General features: G+C 50.7%; 15 protein-coding genes. 6 read left to right on the forward strand and 9 right to left on the reverse strand.

Annotated features, from left to right (window positions below; genetic code table 11):
• The first annotated feature begins 30 nt into the window (after positions 1-30).
• Positions 31-1,077, forward strand: a complete 1,047-nt coding sequence (gene pseI, locus ACTG1K_RS15945; RefSeq protein ID WP_425854366.1) for a pseudaminic acid synthase — start codon at positions 31-33, stop codon at positions 1,075-1,077.
• Positions 1,078-1,124: 47 nt separating this feature from the next.
• Positions 1,125-1,793: a class I SAM-dependent methyltransferase gene (locus tag ACTG1K_RS15950; RefSeq protein WP_425854368.1), complete on the forward strand. Its 669-nt coding sequence runs from the start codon at positions 1,125-1,127 to the stop codon at positions 1,791-1,793.
• Between the two features lie 69 nt (positions 1,794-1,862).
• Here ACTG1K_RS15950 and ACTG1K_RS15955 read toward each other — a convergent pair whose 3' ends face one another.
• Genes ACTG1K_RS15955 through ACTG1K_RS15980 form a run of 6 tightly spaced genes read right to left on the reverse strand, consistent with a single transcriptional unit; the run spans position 1,863 to position 7,509 of the window.
• Positions 1,863-3,950, reverse strand: a complete 2,088-nt coding sequence (locus tag ACTG1K_RS15955; RefSeq protein ID WP_440005998.1) for a motility associated factor glycosyltransferase family protein — start codon at positions 3,948-3,950, stop codon at positions 1,863-1,865.
• Complete coding sequence (locus ACTG1K_RS15960) at positions 3,950-4,273, reverse strand: hypothetical protein (RefSeq protein ID WP_101529423.1); 324 nt, start codon at positions 4,271-4,273, stop codon at positions 3,950-3,952. Before ACTG1K_RS15960 ends, ACTG1K_RS15955 begins: the two co-directional genes overlap by 1 nt.
• On the reverse strand, positions 4,273-4,695 hold the full coding sequence (gene fliS / locus ACTG1K_RS15965) for a flagellar export chaperone FliS (RefSeq protein WP_047437446.1): 423 nt from the start codon (positions 4,693-4,695) through the stop codon (positions 4,273-4,275). Before fliS ends, ACTG1K_RS15960 begins: the two co-directional genes overlap by 1 nt.
• A 23-nt stretch (positions 4,696-4,718) precedes the next feature.
• A complete protein-coding gene (gene fliD / locus ACTG1K_RS15970) occupies positions 4,719-6,119 on the reverse strand; it encodes a flagellar filament capping protein FliD (RefSeq protein ID WP_425854371.1) in 1,401 nt (466 codons plus the stop codon).
• 25 nt (positions 6,120-6,144) lie between these two features.
• Positions 6,145-6,570: a flagellar protein FlaG gene (locus ACTG1K_RS15975; RefSeq protein ID WP_227096252.1), complete on the reverse strand. Its 426-nt coding sequence runs from the start codon at positions 6,568-6,570 to the stop codon at positions 6,145-6,147.
• 36 nt (positions 6,571-6,606) lie between these two features.
• Positions 6,607-7,509 (reverse strand): flagellin N-terminal helical domain-containing protein, encoded by a 903-nt coding sequence (locus ACTG1K_RS15980; protein WP_047437437.1) that lies wholly within the window; start codon positions 7,507-7,509, stop codon positions 6,607-6,609.
• A gap of 146 nt (positions 7,510-7,655) precedes the next feature.
• Here ACTG1K_RS15980 and ACTG1K_RS15985 point away from each other — a divergent pair, with 146 nt between their 5' ends.
• A complete protein-coding gene (locus ACTG1K_RS15985) occupies positions 7,656-7,856 on the forward strand; it encodes a hypothetical protein (RefSeq protein WP_422840623.1) in 201 nt (66 codons plus the stop codon).
• Positions 7,857-8,088: 232 nt separating this feature from the next.
• Here ACTG1K_RS15985 and ACTG1K_RS15990 read toward each other — a convergent pair whose 3' ends face one another.
• A complete protein-coding gene (locus ACTG1K_RS15990; RefSeq protein ID WP_047437434.1) occupies positions 8,089-8,994 on the reverse strand; it encodes a flagellin N-terminal helical domain-containing protein in 906 nt (301 codons plus the stop codon).
• Positions 8,995-9,376: 382 nt separating this feature from the next.
• On the opposite strand from ACTG1K_RS15990, the gene ACTG1K_RS15995 reads away from it, so the two are divergent.
• Together ACTG1K_RS15995 and ACTG1K_RS16000 are read left to right on the forward strand one after the other, a co-directional pair.
• A complete protein-coding gene (locus ACTG1K_RS15995) occupies positions 9,377-10,009 on the forward strand; it encodes a trimeric intracellular cation channel family protein (protein ID WP_005333975.1) in 633 nt (210 codons plus the stop codon).
• Between the two features lie 100 nt (positions 10,010-10,109).
• Complete coding sequence (locus ACTG1K_RS16000; RefSeq protein ID WP_005361529.1) at positions 10,110-10,502, forward strand: hypothetical protein; 393 nt, start codon at positions 10,110-10,112, stop codon at positions 10,500-10,502.
• 76 nt (positions 10,503-10,578) lie between these two features.
• Here the strand turns inward: ACTG1K_RS16000 and thiI are convergent, their stop codons facing one another.
• Entirely contained in the window at positions 10,579-12,027 is a 1,449-nt protein-coding gene (thiI, locus tag ACTG1K_RS16005; RefSeq protein ID WP_425854374.1) for a tRNA uracil 4-sulfurtransferase ThiI, read from the reverse strand.
• Positions 12,028-12,204: 177 nt separating this feature from the next.
• Here thiI and ACTG1K_RS16010 point away from each other — a divergent pair, with 177 nt between their 5' ends.
• Positions 12,205-13,170, forward strand: coding sequence for a hypothetical protein (locus ACTG1K_RS16010; protein ID WP_204381845.1), 966 nt, complete (start codon positions 12,205-12,207; stop codon positions 13,168-13,170).
• Positions 13,171-13,596: 426 nt separating this feature from the next.
• Here ACTG1K_RS16010 and pbpC read toward each other — a convergent pair whose 3' ends face one another.
• Entirely contained in the window at positions 13,597-15,993 is a 2,397-nt protein-coding gene (gene pbpC / locus ACTG1K_RS16015) for a penicillin-binding protein 1C (RefSeq protein ID WP_440006834.1), read from the reverse strand.
• Position 15,994: the final 1 nt, after the last annotated feature.

Below are 15,994 nucleotides of genomic sequence, written 5' to 3' on the forward strand. Positions count from 1 at the left end.
AATATAAATAGACCACGTGAGTATTTATCTATGATTCCTTTCTCAATAAATGGCCGTCTGATTGATCAGAATTCCCCACCTTACATTATTGCCGAGTTATCTGGTAATCATAACGGGGATCTAGGCAGAGCATTAGCATTAGTAGATGCTGCAGCTGATGCTGGTGCTGATGCAATCAAACTACAGACCTATACAGCCGACACTATGACACTCAACTGTGATCTGCCCGACTTTCACATCGAGGGCGGATTATGGAATGGTTATACACTTTACGAGCTTTACACCCTGGCACATACCCCGTGGGAATGGCACCGACCTCTCTTTGAACGAGCGAAGTCACGCGGATTGACCATTTTTTCAACTCCCTTCGATGAGAGTGCTGTTGATTTTTTGGAAGAACTGGGTACTCCCGCATACAAAATTGCCTCATTCGAAATTACCGACCTTCCCCTGCTCAGCTACATAGCTCAGCAAGGAAAGCCGGTCATTATCTCTTCTGGCATGTCGAATGAAATTGAAATTGCCAAGGCCCTGACCATTTTGCGTGAAAATGGCTGCCCACAGATCCTGCTACTTCATTGCGTCAGTGGCTACCCAACCCCTCTTGCTGATATCAATCTCAAGCGGATTACCCGCTTGGCAGAGACATTTTCAGTACCCGTTGGTCTCTCTGATCACACGCTGGGAAATACCGCCGCTCAGCTGGCAATAGCATTGGGCGCTGTAGCCATAGAGAAACACCTGACCTTGGCTCGCGCTGATGGCGGCCCGGATGCCGAGTTCTCCATTGAACCACATGAACTGAAAGAACTCTGTAGCCAGGCAAAACTCTGCTGGCAAGCTGTGGGGTCCGGAGAAAGTGGTGGTAACCATGCTGAACAGGCAAACCTGAGATTTCGTCGTTCTTTGTATTTTGTTACTGACATCCCTGCGGGCACCATCATAAAGCCGGAACACATCCGACGGATCCGGCCAGGCTATGGGTTGCCACCTGAAGCATTGCCACTAATATTAGGGAAAAAAGTTCGCCAAGATATTAAGCGTGGAAAAGCCGTTCATCTCGATGATTTCTTATAAAACCTTAAAGAATTAAGTTATAACACTCATATTACAAGGTATTTTATATGAAACAAAAAAGCGTATTCATGAAAGAAGAGGCTGATGCATGGTATGAGAGGAATAAATTCTGCATCAATCAAAAATCTCTGAGTAATGACCCCATATTCATAGCACTACAAAACATCGGCTACCAACCGAAAAGAATTCTTGAAATTGGCTGCGCCAATGGTTGGCGATTGGCACAGCTGGCTAATTATTATGGTGCCACCTGCTATGGAATAGATCCATCACAAACAGCGATTGAGGATGGGGCTAAGAGCTATCCCAAATTAAATCTAAGCGTTGGAACTGCAGATGGTTTACCTGATATTAAACCTGTCGACCTGATTATTTTCGGTTTTTGTTTATATCTATGCGACCCACAGGATTTGTTCACCATTGCGGCTAATAGTGACAGATTGCTCGTAGACAAGGGCATAATGGCTGTTTACGATTTTTGTCCTCCGACAGGGCACTATCGAAATGACTACCAACATCATGCCAATCTATTTAGCTATAAAATGAATTACAGTAATATGTTCAGTTGGCACCCAAGTTATTGTCGAGTATTTGAGCACGTCATGCATCATGACGGTACTCACGAGCTGGAACCAGATGCATTGGTTTCTGTTCAACTATTGAAAAAAGACTCGCAGCTTCTTGATGCAAAAAATCCATATCCCCACCCAAATTAATAATAAAAAAGGGAGGCATTAGCCTCCCACAAAAAGAATAATGCATTGTTCACTACATCAGAAACATCATTACTTTCTAAAAAATGACATAATTTCGTTATCAACCATATCAACACTATCGAAAGATCTTGGATACATTTCTTTTGCTTTTGCTAAAAAATCTAACCATAAGCAGATCGCTGGCCTCATCAGTTCTATTGTTTTCTCCTCTCCCTCAAAAGAGTAAAGAATGGAACTCAATAGAGTAAACACATAGTTCATTGAGCCAATCATGATCTGAGATATATGTTTTTGTCGAGTTACTGCAATCTGTGAGAGATAACCCATATTGCACAACATCAACTGATTAATTTCATTTCTAGATGAAAACTCATGTTGCCACTCACTCATCATTTTATCGACCAATACATCAAAAAAATCAATATCAAGATATGGCTTGAAATCTTCTTTTGACAAAGGGATAGGGGCAGATAACTGCATAATTTGTTGAATTATCTCTGTTTTATCTATTACTTTTGAAAAACTGATCTCGCTATCAGGAAGTGCTCTTGCTTTTTCAATTTTAGCGCCATCACTGCAGTTAAAACACTGAACATATTCATTCGCAGCTAATACTTGTTCAATTACTATTCGGGAAGTATTAAACATGGCATTGCTTATTACGACACCACCAAAGTTACCTTCATGCTGCCACTGACTATCTCCATACATTAAATCACCAAGTGCATCAGCACCTTCCTTGCTATTATAATAAGCACTATACTTTGAATGATGATACCCTTTTTGCTTGTAGCCATTATCAAGACCAAACAGATATATATTCTTAAACCCAAGGTGAACTGGTGCACTCACACCAACATTCCCAACTAATGGGTTGACTCCGCCAATAGATGTATATTTTCTTAAGTTAGGGAAGTTAACATGACAAAGAATAACACCTGGCTCACTAGCCTTAAAAAACAAAGCAGAATTATCAAATAACGTAGAACAGTAAGGGTGAATTACATCTGTGCTAAGAAAGAAAATGTCCTTCAGATAATCGGGATCATCCAAGTTGGCTAGAAAATCATAGACAATCTTAGTCCGTTCTGTTTCAACATGAATATCTGGTTTTATACCAACTTTATGCAAAGCTGATATAGCACTACCACAAGAGATCAAGATAGCTTTATCTCTATTTTTTTCAATAACAGGGAGGGAAGTATCTAGGGATGGGCCATTAGCGATCACAAAAATTGGGATGCGTTGATACTTTGTTGGTAGTTTATTCTCATTATTAATAAATGGTACTGAGCGCTGAATATTATCTACAGCATGAGAAAGTGCAATGAGGTTATCATCAAAAAAACCCCATCCCATTACTAATAAATAAAATTGCTTTTGAATACTCTCCATCAACTCCTTAATTTTATCATTCTGATAGCCCCACATAATAAAGGCATTAGCAATAAGAAAAGATCCTCGCTTATGAATTGCTGTTGAAAAATCACTAAAAATAGTTTCTTCATCCTGCCCTAACAGAATATGTAAACCAAGATTCTCTTGATGTAGATAATCAAGCAGAGGTGCCCAATCGAAACAAAAAAGAGATGCATAAAAAAGATCTAAATCTGGTTCAAAAAGAAATAAAGTTCCAATTTTACATTGTTCATAAAGATAACCAAGGTGATAACCCAACCCAACTCCAAACACTAGTGCGGTAGGAACTTCAGTTGGTACTTTTTTTAATGGTTCTTCTCGAATAGCAATATCATCAAGATAAGCATTGAGTTTATTAAGATACTCAACATGCATAAATCCGAGTGGATTGGCTTCTTGACTAAATGAGAACTTGGATAAGCCTCCTTTATCCATGAACTCTTTAACCAACGTCTCACAAATAAGATACGGTTCATCACCATATACCGCGACATCATCATCAATCCAAACCATATTTGGCTGGCCATTTTCATTACAAAAGAAACGAAATGGTCGGATTGGTTGATATGACTCATACATATCTGCAATATGGGGGATATACTTACGAAATGCAGCAATATTCTGAGAGAAACGAAGTGGTAAGGCCACCGACATGGCAGCTTCTTGCTCTGTACGTTCTTTTAGTCTTAAAGCAACACCTTCGGCTTTTTTCAAAATATCATCAATATTTTCCGACATCAGAACTCCTTGCGATTCGCACTATAAATTCGTTTTGCTTTACTCGCTAGCCCGATCGCAGATAACTTATTGAAAATGAGTTGATGGTGATCAGATGCCACTTTTTTCATGCTTTCTTCTTGTCGAAAAAGTAATGTAGCCAGTACAGTGGCATCTTGTTTCAGTGAAGGCTCACTTTCAACGAGATGTAGCAAACGATCAATCAAAGAAATCCGGTAATCCATACAGCTCAGTGCGTCAACATAGCTTTTTCTGGCTAATAGATATTGAAGTTGCTCGTAGTTTTCTGTGAGTGCTTGTTGCAGAGAGGCTAAAGTGGTCATTACAACTCACCCAGTTGCTGTCTCATCTGATAGCCCTGTTGTTTAGCAGACTCGGGTAACTGATCCCAACCAGATTTTATAGTTACCATCAAAGCCATGACCTCTTCAATCGGGGTCGCATCCAATGCCAAGCTCGCATCCCAAATTCGTTCATCCATATAGGAATAGAGGCTATATAGATCTTCAGCAATAGCCCCTTGACTCATATCAAGTGCATCCTGCAAACCATGTAATAACCCCTGAGCTTTCGATACTGCTGTAGATTTTGCTTCCATATCACGACGCTCAATTGCCCCTTTGGCTTGAGCCAAACGCTCAAGTACACCTTGCATCATGAGTTGAATCACACGATGAGGATCAGCAACAGCCAAGTCAGCAGCGACACTGGTTGCCTTATATGCTTTTAGATTACGCTGGTACATCGCCTACTCCTCGTAATATCAATTTATTTCTTGTTATTAATCTGTAATGATTGCAGCGCTGACGCAGAGTGATTCATTTTCACTAACAAGGCATCCAGGCTACCATATTGAGCACGTAGTGAAGCTTCGTATTTAACCAATTGAGCATTTGATGTGGCCTGCTTCTGATTCAAGCTACGCAGATCAGCATTCAAAACATCTGTACGTTGATCCAGCATACCGCCAGACTTGGAATACTCTTTTAAACCTGCGTTCAAGGTTGCAGCAATGCCCTTTTCTCCACCGAAAAGCCCAACGACCTGGTCAAAGTTTTTATCAACGGCCTCATCAAATTTTGTTTTGTCCAGAGACAACTTGCCTTTGTTGTCCATCTTAATACCTACTTCGAAGATGGTTGAGTAAGTCGTACTGGTACCAGCTTTATTTGTTACAGTATTAGCCATAAAACTGCTAATGGTACGTGTGCTCGTATCACCAGCAAGCGCGCCACCATCATCTTGTCGAACTCCACCAACAATACTATTACGCTTGCCCAGCGCATCCATTTTATCTTGAAGCGCGTTATAACCATCAATAAACTGCTTGACCATATCCTGAATCGCAGTTTTATCTGTTGTTATCGCGACTTTATTGGATTTCAGAGTCGTGCCATCACTCTCTTTATCGGATACACGTAAAACTGTTAATTTCAAATCCTGAATAGAGTCGTCAAACACATTGGTATCACTTTTCAGTGTATTACCATCAACAGTAATTTCAGCACTACTAGCGGCTTGCTTCTGGCTCATCACAGAACCAGCAGCACCAGTTGCAAATATATCAAGCTCAGAATTATTGCCAGAGATCACCAAATCGTTGCCATCTCCAGACATACCGGAGTCAATAACAAATTTCGCCTTACCATCTGCAGTATTGACGATATTTGCACTAAGACCGAAGTTATCTCCATTGCTATTGATACTTTTACGAATGTCTTGCAGTGTATCCCCTGCTTTGACATCAACCTTAAACTCCTTGGTACCAGCTTTAAAAGTTAATTGACCATCTTGAGTTACAAGTGAGGTAGTCGAACTGGCAAATTCACCTTCGACACGGCTAGTGGTAGCCAATTTATTGACTGTAATATTGTACTGGCCATTGGAGCCACCACTTTTACTCTCCACCTTCATCACCGGGTTATCTTTATCTTGGGTTATGGTGACGGCTCGCTTGTTGAAAGCCCCTGGTTTGCTCAAAGTATCGAGAATATCAGTGAATGCGGTGAGGGATGACTTCAGCTGACCTATACCAGATATGCTGATCTGGGTGCTGTTTTGCTTGGTCAAAATGGGTTTCTGTAACTGGGCCTTCTTGGCAGCCACGCTAGCAGAGATCACACTCTCAAGATCAAGCCCAGAGCCCGCCCCGGCAGAAGTAATGGCCATGTTATCTTCTCCTCATCAATTCGATTCAAATCTCGCGATCAAACAAAAGCCCGCGTTTAGGGTTTGCCCCTGCTTCACCTTGCTGCAACGCCTGGATCCGCTTGTGGATAGCAATCAACTCTTCCGTAGGGATCTGGCGGATCACCGTGCGGGTATCAGAGTCCATTACCTTTATTACCATCTGGCCAGACTCTTTCTCCATGCTGAAATTAACTGTCCATCCTTGCAATTTCCCAAACTCTTGCAAGTTTTGTACCTGTTTTTCAATATCTGCCCGACTATGCACTTGTTGAAGCTCAGTTTCCTTGGGCTGCTCCTGACTTTTCTGCTGTAAAGTCCCGGCATCCTCTACCACGCCAGAAAGCAGTTGAGCGGCCACTTGGCCGCTCTTGTCATTTAGCTGTAAGGAAGCGCCATTGGCAGATGACAGATTGCCTATTTCGGTTGCCATCTTATCTCTCCCATCTTAGTCAGCTTGGTCTACTCATTACCCAAGCAGGGAAAGAGCAGACTGCGGTCTCTGGTTAGCCTGAGCCAAGACACTGGATGCGGCCTGTTGCAGAATATTCTGCTTGGTCATGTTAGCAGTCTCGGTTGCAAAGTCGGCATCACGGATGCGAGAACGAGCGGCACTAACGTTTTCCGCGATATTAGCTTGGTTACGAATAGTCGAATCTAATCGGTTTTGTACCGCACCAAGCTCGGCTCGTTTGCTATCGACTACCCCCAACATAGTATCCACCGCTGCCAATACGTTCTGTGCATTCGTCTGAGTACTGATACTGATGCCACCCGTAGTAGATCCACTAGTAAAAATAAGGGACACGGCCAAAGTACCACCACTTGCAGCAGTGACCGTTGTATTTGCCGCTTCTGCAATACCAGAGATACTAAAACCAGCATTTTGGGTCAAACTGAAACTGATTGTTTGGTTAGCATCAGCACCGACCTGAAAGATACCACTATAGTTACCATCTAAGAGCTTGGTACCGGCAAAAGTCGTGTCTTTCGAAATCCGGTTGATTTCAGAGCCAAGTTGGTCAACTTCCTTTTGCAAAGCTTCACGATCTTTAGCTGAGTTGGAACCGTTTGCGGATTGCTGAGCCAACGTACGCATGCGCTGAAGCATGCCGGTGACTTCATCCATGGCCCCTTCGGCAGTCTGAGCCAAAGAGATACCATCGTTAGCATTTCGGTTACCCTGATCCAGACCGTTGATCTGGGAAGTCAAACGGTTGGAGATCTGTAGACCCGCCGCATCATCTTTTGCGCTGTTGATGCGCAGACCGGATGCCAGACGCGTGTACGAGGTATCCAGAGATTTGGTGGTATTCATCAAATTACGCTGGGCGTTCAGTGATGACGTATTGGTGTTAATGAACATGGCCATAATAAATTCTCCCGAAGAACATGCGACTGCGGGTTGCGTCGTCAAAACCGCACGACGTCCCACCGTTTGAAGAGAAGGTTGAACATTCCTGTCTCTTCAGGCGGGTGTCTGTTTGAACGAACAGGCCACCCGCAGTAGTGCAAACGTTGGATTCCGAACACCCCTCGATTGCTTCACTTTATTTAACGGCAGCGCAGAGACAAGCTTTAGGAAAATTGTTGCCTAAAGCGGCAACTTTTATCCGGCTGGCGGCAACAGAACATGAATTGAGCAGCATCACCATGCAACTCACCGCTGATGATGACCCAGTTTACGGCATGAGGTACATTGGCACGGTTCATGCTTAGACAGAGTGACGTCAATTTGGCGACACAATAAAAAGAGGCCGGTAAACCGGCCTAAAGATGAGCATATGCTCAGGAGAATATGACCAAGCGTGACAGAACTGAACAGCTGGACAACACTTGGCATTACTAGTAGAGAATTATATCTCTCCCGATAGAACAGAGTGCGACCCGAACACCCCTTTGTTCCATCTCTTGACCAGGGCGGCCTGAACAACCGCCCTGTTTTCTTTTGTTAGCCTTGCAGCAGTTGAAGTGCTGACTGAGGTCTCTGGTTGGCCTGAGACAGGATACTGGAAGCTGCCTGCTGCAGGATATTCTGCTTGGTCATATTGGCAGTTTCGATGGCAAAGTCTGCATCTCGGATACGGGAACGAGCTGCGCTGACGTTTTCCGAGATATTGGCTTGGTTGCGAATGGTCGAATCCATCCGGTTCTGTACTGCCCCCAGCTCAGCACGCTTGCCATCTACAACTGCCAACATGGCATCGGTTGCAGCCAAAACGTTTTGAGCATTTGTTTGAGTACTGATGCTAATACCACCAGCTGTAGATCCGCTAGTAAAGATGAGGGAAACAGCCAGAGCACCCCCACTCGCCGCTGTTATTGTTGTATTGGCTGCTTCGGCAATACCCGAGATACTAAAACCCGCATTTTGACTCAGACTAAAGCTGATAGTTTGATTCGCATCGGCTCCCACCTGAAAAATACCACTGAAAGAGCCATCCAACAGTTTGGTCCCTGCAAATGTGGTAGAGGTAGAGATACGGTTGATTTCAGCACCCAGTTGATCGACCTCTTTTTGCAGTGCTTCACGATCCTTGGCAGAGTTGGAACCGTTAGCCGACTGTTGTGCCAAAGTACGCATACGCTGCAGCATGCCGGTCACTTCATCCATGGCCCCTTCCGCAGTTTGTGCCAGAGAGATACCATCATTAGCGTTACGGTTACCTTGGTCCAGACCGTTGATCTGAGAGGTCAAGCGGTTGGAAATTTGCAGACCCGCGGCATCATCTTTGGCGCTGTTGATACGCAAACCAGATGCCAGTCGAGTGTAGGAAGTATCCAGTGATTTGGTCGCGTTCATCATATTACGCTGAGCGTTGAGTGATGAAACGTTAGTGTTGATAAAAAGGCCCATGACTATTCTCCTAAGCTATTAAATTTACTCTTCTATTTGCTCTGGCTTTATTATTTTCTTTGCCCGATGCGTCTTATTTAACGGCTCGTTTTTGGATGTCTTTAGCATTTTTTCAACGCTTCATCGCATTAACGCCGCTTACCTTATATATCGGCGAGTCGAGGGGAAACTTAAGGAAAAAATCGGACCTAAACCTGTGATGAGCTCAACCTTCTGAAGCCCGCCAACGGCGGAGAGCTACGGGCACGCACGAGCCTCGCCCGGTTCATGCCGCGAGAAAAAATCCGTCCCGACTCTCAATTTTGTCGAGCACTGTTGGCGATTGGGCTCACCAGCCCCTAAAATCGCGGCCCCATCAACAATTTGGCGTGAGTTGTTCTCCATGCAGACACTGGTTGAGCAGATTGTTTACATCAGCGACATGTTTGGTACTGCGGTATTCGCGTTTTCAGGGGTATTGGTGGCTGGCCGACTCAGAATGGACGGGTTTGGCGTCATGGTTTTGGCGGCGGTCACTGCCATCGGCGGCGGCACCATCCGTGACATGATCCTGGGAGCCACCCCTGTATTCTGGGTGCGCGATCCCCTCTATATCTGGGTCGTCATTGCGACGGCGCTGATCGGTATGTGGATGGTCAAACTGCCCCGCAGGATGCCCTGGTATGTACTGCCGGTGGCGGATGCCTTCGGACTGGCCCTCTTTACCGTGATCGGTGCCCAGAAGGCCCTCAACTTCGGCACCCCGGGGCTGATTGCCGTGATCATGGGCACCATGACCGGGGTAGCCGGTGGCATGATCCGCGATGTACTGGCGCGGGAGGTCCCCATGGTGCTGCAAAAAGAGATCTATGCCACCGCCTGTATCCTTGGCGGCATTCTCTATACCCTGGCGCTGGAGGCAAACATGGACAGGGTAACGGCCATGCTCATCTGCATGACGGCCGTGTTTGGCCTGCGGGTCGCGGCTATCTACTGGCATCTTTCGCTACCGACCTTCTCCCTTCAACGCAATTGAGAGCAGGCCCACAGCGTCATCATGTCGCTGTGGGCCACGCGTTGAACCAAATAGGCTTTTCTGTTGTCATAGAAGCAGTCGTTGTTAGCCGGAACTTCTCATGCGCAAAATCGGTATGCTTACCACCCTTATCCTGGCGAACGTGACGGCAGCCCACGCCGAAGCACAAGTGGTATTTGGACGACTGGCCTCGGCGCCGGTGCAGCAGTTCAACCAGCAGATACGCCAGGCAAGCCATCAACAGCAAAACTGGGTTAATGACTACCGTGAGGTAGCTCTGCGATTCGTCGGTCATGGTGACACGCCCAGCCGCATCCATGCCCAGCAGCTGGACAATGATCTGGTGCTCTCGGTCGCCCTCGACGGCAGCAAGAGCGACATGATCTACATCCTGACCCTCTATCGCAGCAACAACCTGTGGCAGATGCGGGAGGCGGAAATGGGCTGGCGTTGTCAGGGGCAAGACTCCTTCACTCCGGTTCCCTGTCCCTGATAGTCATTGCTCACTCTGTGAAATAAAAAAATCCGGCACATTGGCCGGATTTTTTTATTGAAGGTAAAAAACACGCTTATGGGCGGTACACCTTGACGTTGTCAAAGCCCTTCTCTTTCAGATAGAGCGCCTGCAGCTTGCTCATCACGCCGCGATCGCAGTAGAGCAGGTAGGTCTTCTCTTTGGGCAGATCGCCAAAGGCCGTAGCCAGCTTGAAGAAGGGGATATGCAGCACTTCACGATCTTCCACCACCAGCGGCTTCTCATCGTGTTCGTCGGCAGAGCGGATATCCAGGATCACCTCGTCAGCGCCCAGCACCTGAGTCGTTTCCACCTCTTGTACTTCAGCGGCAGTCTCTTCACCGATACGACGGATATCGAGGTAACGGGCCTCAGAGACCACCTTGTCCAGAATGGAGAAGTCAAAATTGGCCTCTTCCTCTTCAATGCGGGAGAGCTCGGCCTTCACGGTCGGCTTCTTGGAGATGACACCGCAATACTCCGGCATGGTCTCGGCAAACTCCAGGGTGCCGATGCGGCGGGCTTCACTGATGATATCCGGCTTGTCCCAAGTAATGAGCGGGCGCAGGATCACCTTGTCGGTGACCCGGTCGATCACGTTCAGGTTGGTGAGAGTCTGGCTGGAGACCTGACCCACGCACTCGCCGGTCACCAGCGCCGGGATCTGGAATTCATCGGCCACCTTGGCGGCAGCACGCATCATCATCCGCTTGAGCACCACCCCCATCTGACCGTTATCGATCTTCTCTAGGATCTCGGCAACCACCGGCTCGAAGTCGACCGCAGTGAAACGCACCCGATGGGATGAACCGAAGCGGTTCCACAGGTGATAGGCTACCTGCTTGACGCCGATTTCGTGAGCTGCGCCGCCCAGATTGAAGAAGCAGTAGTGCACGCGACAGCCGCGCTTGATGAACTGGAACGATGCCACGCCGGAGTCAAATCCGCCGGAGATGAGGCTCAGCACATCTTCCTGGGTGGCAATGGGCATGCCGCTCAGCCCCTGATGGATGGCGCTGACAATGAAGAGCTCTTCGCCGTCAATCTCGAGGTTGATCTTCACATCCGGGTTCTTGAGGCGCACGCCGTTGCTTTCGCAGTGCTGGTTCAAACCACCACCCACGTAGCGCTCAATCTCGAGAGAGGAGAACTCGTGCTTGCCGTGGCGCTTGGCGCGCACGCAGAAGGTTTTCCCCTTGAGCTGGTCGCCCCAAACGGCTTTCACCTGCTCGAAGATGTCGTGCAGATCGGTAAACTTGCTGGCTTGTACCTCGAGGAAGGCCTGAATGCCGGGAATACAGGCCAAAGCTTCGATAGCCTGCTCGCGGAACTGGTCATTGCGGGAGCTCACGATCAGCTTGTCCCAATCCATCCGTACTCGGGCATCGTCGTCGAAGCGGCGCAGGACGTTGCGGATATTGCCCTGCAGGATCTTGATAAAGCGCTGGCGAACCGACTTGCTCTTGATGGTGATTTCCGGGAACAGCTTGATAATGAACTTCATGGTAATGACTCGGGTGACCTTGATTTAAGGGCGCGAATTATATCAGAACTTTGTGGCCAGCGCCTACTGGATGAGCGTTTGCTCACATTACCCCACGCAGTGTTTGCCGTGCAGCGCCAATCTTGCGTATATTCCCGACCCTGATCCTCGCCAGGTTTTTGACAACAGACTGATCCGATGAAGACCTATATCTACTACCCCGGCATGGAGGTACGCGACGAGCTCTGGCTCAAATTTGCCCTGCTCTATCTGGAGCGGCTCGCCTTCGTCTTCACCGTCAGCGAAAAGAGCGGTCTCACCGCCCTGCTCGATACCCTTCAACAGCAGACCGATCTGCTGGCCGAGCGGCCCGATGCCGCCTTCTTTGCCGCCATTACCCCGCAACTGGAGAACCAGATAAGCGGCCTGGTGGCCCCCGATTTCGTCCGCCACAAGGTGTTTGGCAACAAGGAGCTGATTGGTCGCTGGCGTCAGGAGGCCAACCACGACTGCTTCTGCCCGGATCAGGCGGGGCTGGAGCGGCTGCACGGCTTTTGCCTTACTCACGGCTTTGCGACCCGGGATGAAGGGGGGATCAGAATGGCGCGGCGCTTTGCCAACCTGCTCTCCATGCGTCTCGCCCGTGAGTGGGCACTCGCCAATGACGGGGCGCTTATTACCGATCACGACTATCTCGACCGCCTGCTCCATCTGCTCGAATCCCGCTACCACAATCGCGGTGGTCAGGATTGCTTCCACCTCGAGATCCCGTTGCAAGTGCCCACTCACCTGGCCGACATTCCGTTTGCAGAGCTGATTGCCCTGCGCGGGCGCAGCGGCTTTCGCCAACAGCTGGCCGAATTTCATCTGGCCATCGACAACCTGCTCGCCATGCTGGGTAGCGGCTATGCCGACCCGGCGGCCCTGACCCGCTTTGAGCAGGCTCAGCAAGGGCTCAATCAACTGCTCGGGCCCGAGACCCTCAGCATGCCACTCACCACCCTGGTCAGCACCAGCCTGCCCGCCGTAGCCATGCTCCACCAGTTAAAGGCGAGCCACCCCGAAAGCAACCTCATCTTCCATCCCATCAAGAAGAGCCACTTTCACCAGCGCAAGAGCCAGCACTTCTTCACCCGGCTCGGCCATCTGCGCCAACCGGGCTGAATGGGCGGAATGAAAAAGGGGTTGGCATTTGCCAACCCCTCTCGTTATCTGCGGCCTACCAATCATCACCACGATGATTGGCCCGCTCTTGCGCCTTCCTGCGCGCCTCCATCGCCCTGTCACGGCGGATATTGGAAGGGGTACAGGCAAACTGTTTCTGATAGCAACGCGCAAAACTCTCGGAAGCTGGTTCGAAAGGTGAATAGAACCCGGTACGTTCAGGAGAAACATGGTGATCACCATGATTGGTTGTGGCACAACCCGAACTCATCAGCACCAGCAAGGGACACAGAACACGCAGCAAAAGAGAACTCCCGATTGGATTTGAATGAACTCGTAATTATTCATAAATTAATTCATCCAATCAAATATTGATGCATTTCAAATGGTTAATTACATTCACCTCAATGGCTGTCGGCAAAACGATCAACGGGTGATGGTGCCAGCATCACTGTCAGGATGCACCACGCGAAACTCGATACGATCGCTGTTGCCCGCTTCATCCACCACCACCAGCTGATAACGACCCGCCACACTCAGCACCTGATCCCCGTCCCAGCGCAGTCGCTGGCCGTTGAGAAACCAGGCCGACTTGCCGACACCGCCCAGCACCTTGGGCTGCAACCGATAGCGCTGACTGCGGATAAGGTTGCCCTCCCCCAGCGCCACGATGCGAATGGGGGCCTGCAGCTCGGCGCTCTGCCCCTCCCCTGCACAACTGCTGGCGAGCAGCGACTGCCGCCGCTCGCTGGGGGACCGCCAAGGCTCCAACGACAACGGCCAGAGGGCCCGAAAACCGGATTGTGCCGCATCGGGGCAACGGGTCAGCGTCGGCTTGCCTTCGGCAGTGAGTGCAACTTGCCGCAGCGGCGAGGGCCAGTCCATGGGATCCGGCAAGGTGGGGGGATCGCGCCCTTCCAGCAACCAGGCACTCTGGCGCTGCAAACAGGCTTCAGGCAGGGTCGCGTTCGCCTTGCGCCCCAGCGGCCAGCAAATCTCGGCCTCGCTCACCGTGTTGGGCTGTGCCGGCAGAGGGCTGTTGTCAGCCAGTCGCGAGTAGACCGAAAGCAGCAGCGGCACCGCCGCGCTCTGGCCGTAAAAACCGGGCATAGGGGTACCGTCGGGGCGCCCCAGCCAGACGCCGATGGTCCAGCGACCGGAGACCCCCATCGCCCAGCTGTCACGATAGCCGTAGCTGGTACCGGTCTTCCAGGCCAGCCTGTTGACCCGGCCGGTCGCCTCGCTGGCAAAGGGCTGATCAGCCCGTCCCTGCGCGCTCAGGATCTGCCAGATGATCCAGGCCGATCCCGGGCTCAGCAAGGGGCGTGACACCGCCTGCTGCCCCGCCAGCCAGACCGGCATCGCCACCTGCCCCTGCCGGGTCAGCGCACTGTAGAGCGCCACCAGCTGCTCGAGTCGAATGCCCGCAGCCCCCAGCGCAATGGCCGGATTGGGTTTGTCGGAGAGCGCCAGCCGCACCCCGGCGTTGTCGAGGCGGCTGACCAGCTTGTCGGGCCCGAGCGCCTCCAGCACCTGCACCGCCGGCACGTTGAGGGATTGCTGCAGTGCCTGAGCGAGCGTCACCGGCCCCTGAAAGGCGCCGGAAAAGTTGGCGGGTCTGTAATCCGAGCCCAGCCTCGGCGCATCGGAAAGCAGGGAGGCCGAGTGCACCAACCCTTCATCCATGGCCAGACCGTAGATAAAGGGCTTGAGGGTGGAGCCGGGAGAGCGGATTGCCTGCACCATGTCGAGATAACCGTGGCGGCGCAAATTGCCATACTCGGCGCTACCCACATAGGCGCGCACCGCCATGGTTTTGTTGTCTACCAAGAGCAACGCCGCTGAGGTCTGCTCGGGGAAGCGGCGAATGTAGCTCGCCACCCGTCCCTCCAGCCAGCGCTGTAGATCCCCGTCGATGGTGGTGTGCACCAGCGCCCCGGTCTGATTGTCAGCGGCGAGGCGGGCAAAGAGCGGCGCCTCCATCGGCGTGAAGTGACCGCGGGCCAGCACCGGCTCGATACGTCCCTCCAACCACACCGGCTCGGGCCAGACCCCTTGCGCCACAAGTCGCTGCATCACCTTGTCACGGGCGACGCGAGCCCGCTCGGGATGCCGGTCCGGCCGGTTGCGGCTGGGAGCCTGCGGCAGCACTGCCAGCAGCGCCGCCTCGGCATAGGTCAGCTTGGCCGCACTCTTGCCAAGGTAGGCAAAACTTGCCGCCTGCACACCCTCCAGGTTGCCGCCAAACGGCGCCCGGTTGAGGTAGACGGTGAGCAAGGTGCGCTTGTCGTAGTGCCACTCCAGTTGCAGCGCACGGGCCATCTGACGCAGTTTGCCGGGCACGCTCCTGTGGTAGGGCTCGATAAGGCGCGCCACCTGCATGGTGAGGGTCGATCCGCCCGACACAGCCCGCCCATAGCGCTGCCACTGCCAGACCCCGCGCACCATGGCCACCGGATTAACCCCAGGATGACGCCAGAAGTAGCGATCCTCGTAACCCAGCAACGCCTCGATATAGCGGGGGGAGACCTGCTCCAGGGTCACGGGGTAGCGCCACACGCCGCTGGTATCGGCAAAGGCGCGCAGCGGCCGCCCCTTCATGTCTAGCACCACCCGCGCATAGGCGGGGTCGAGTGGTGGCGGCGGGAAAATGCGATCCAGCGCCAGCAATGACAGCAGCAGTGCTACAACGCCCAGCACCGAGCAACGCAGCCAGCGTGGCAGGCGACCAAGCCAGCGCCAGCCAGCGTGGCCAGTGCGACCTAATTTCAGCCAGCCACGCTGCCAGAAAGTGAGCGGGCGAACCCGCTCAAGGGAGGGAATG

It is taken from the genome of Aeromonas sp. 102P (genome assembly GCF_051920345.1).
Lineage (GTDB): Bacteria > Pseudomonadota > Gammaproteobacteria > Enterobacterales > Aeromonadaceae > Aeromonas > Aeromonas veronii.

What these genes read in the sequence shown, in the direction of transcription:
- pseI (WP_425854366.1), top strand. Translation starts at nt 31, where the DNA reads ATGATTCCTTTCTCAATAAATGGCCGTCTGATTGATCAGAATTCCCCA.
- thiI (WP_425854374.1), bottom strand. Translation starts at nt 12,027, where the DNA reads ATGAAGTTCATTATCAAGCTGTTCCCGGAAATCACCATCAAGAGCAAG.
- ACTG1K_RS15980 (WP_047437437.1), bottom strand. Translation starts at nt 7,509, where the DNA reads ATGGCCATGTTCATTAACACCAATACGTCATCACTGAACGCCCAGCGT.
- ACTG1K_RS15990 (WP_047437434.1), bottom strand. Translation starts at nt 8,994, where the DNA reads ATGGGCCTTTTTATCAACACTAACGTTTCATCACTCAACGCTCAGCGT.
- ACTG1K_RS15975 (WP_227096252.1), bottom strand. Translation starts at nt 6,570, where the DNA reads ATGGCAACCGAAATAGGCAATCTGTCATCTGCCAATGGCGCTTCCTTA.
- ACTG1K_RS15960 (WP_101529423.1), bottom strand. Translation starts at nt 4,273, where the DNA reads ATGACCACTTTAGCCTCTCTGCAACAAGCACTCACAGAAAACTACGAG.
- ACTG1K_RS16000 (WP_005361529.1), top strand. Translation starts at nt 10,110, where the DNA reads ATGCGCAAAATCGGTATGCTTACCACCCTTATCCTGGCGAACGTGACG.
- fliS (WP_047437446.1), bottom strand. Translation starts at nt 4,695, where the DNA reads ATGTACCAGCGTAATCTAAAAGCATATAAGGCAACCAGTGTCGCTGCT.
- fliD (WP_425854371.1), bottom strand. Translation starts at nt 6,119, where the DNA reads ATGGCCATTACTTCTGCCGGGGCGGGCTCTGGGCTTGATCTTGAGAGT.
- ACTG1K_RS15995 (WP_005333975.1), top strand. Translation starts at nt 9,377, where the DNA reads ATGCAGACACTGGTTGAGCAGATTGTTTACATCAGCGACATGTTTGGT.
- ACTG1K_RS15950 (WP_425854368.1), top strand. Translation starts at nt 1,125, where the DNA reads ATGAAACAAAAAAGCGTATTCATGAAAGAAGAGGCTGATGCATGGTAT.
- ACTG1K_RS16010 (WP_204381845.1), top strand. Translation starts at nt 12,205, where the DNA reads ATGAAGACCTATATCTACTACCCCGGCATGGAGGTACGCGACGAGCTC.
- ACTG1K_RS15955 (WP_440005998.1), bottom strand. Translation starts at nt 3,950, where the DNA reads ATGTCGGAAAATATTGATGATATTTTGAAAAAAGCCGAAGGTGTTGCT.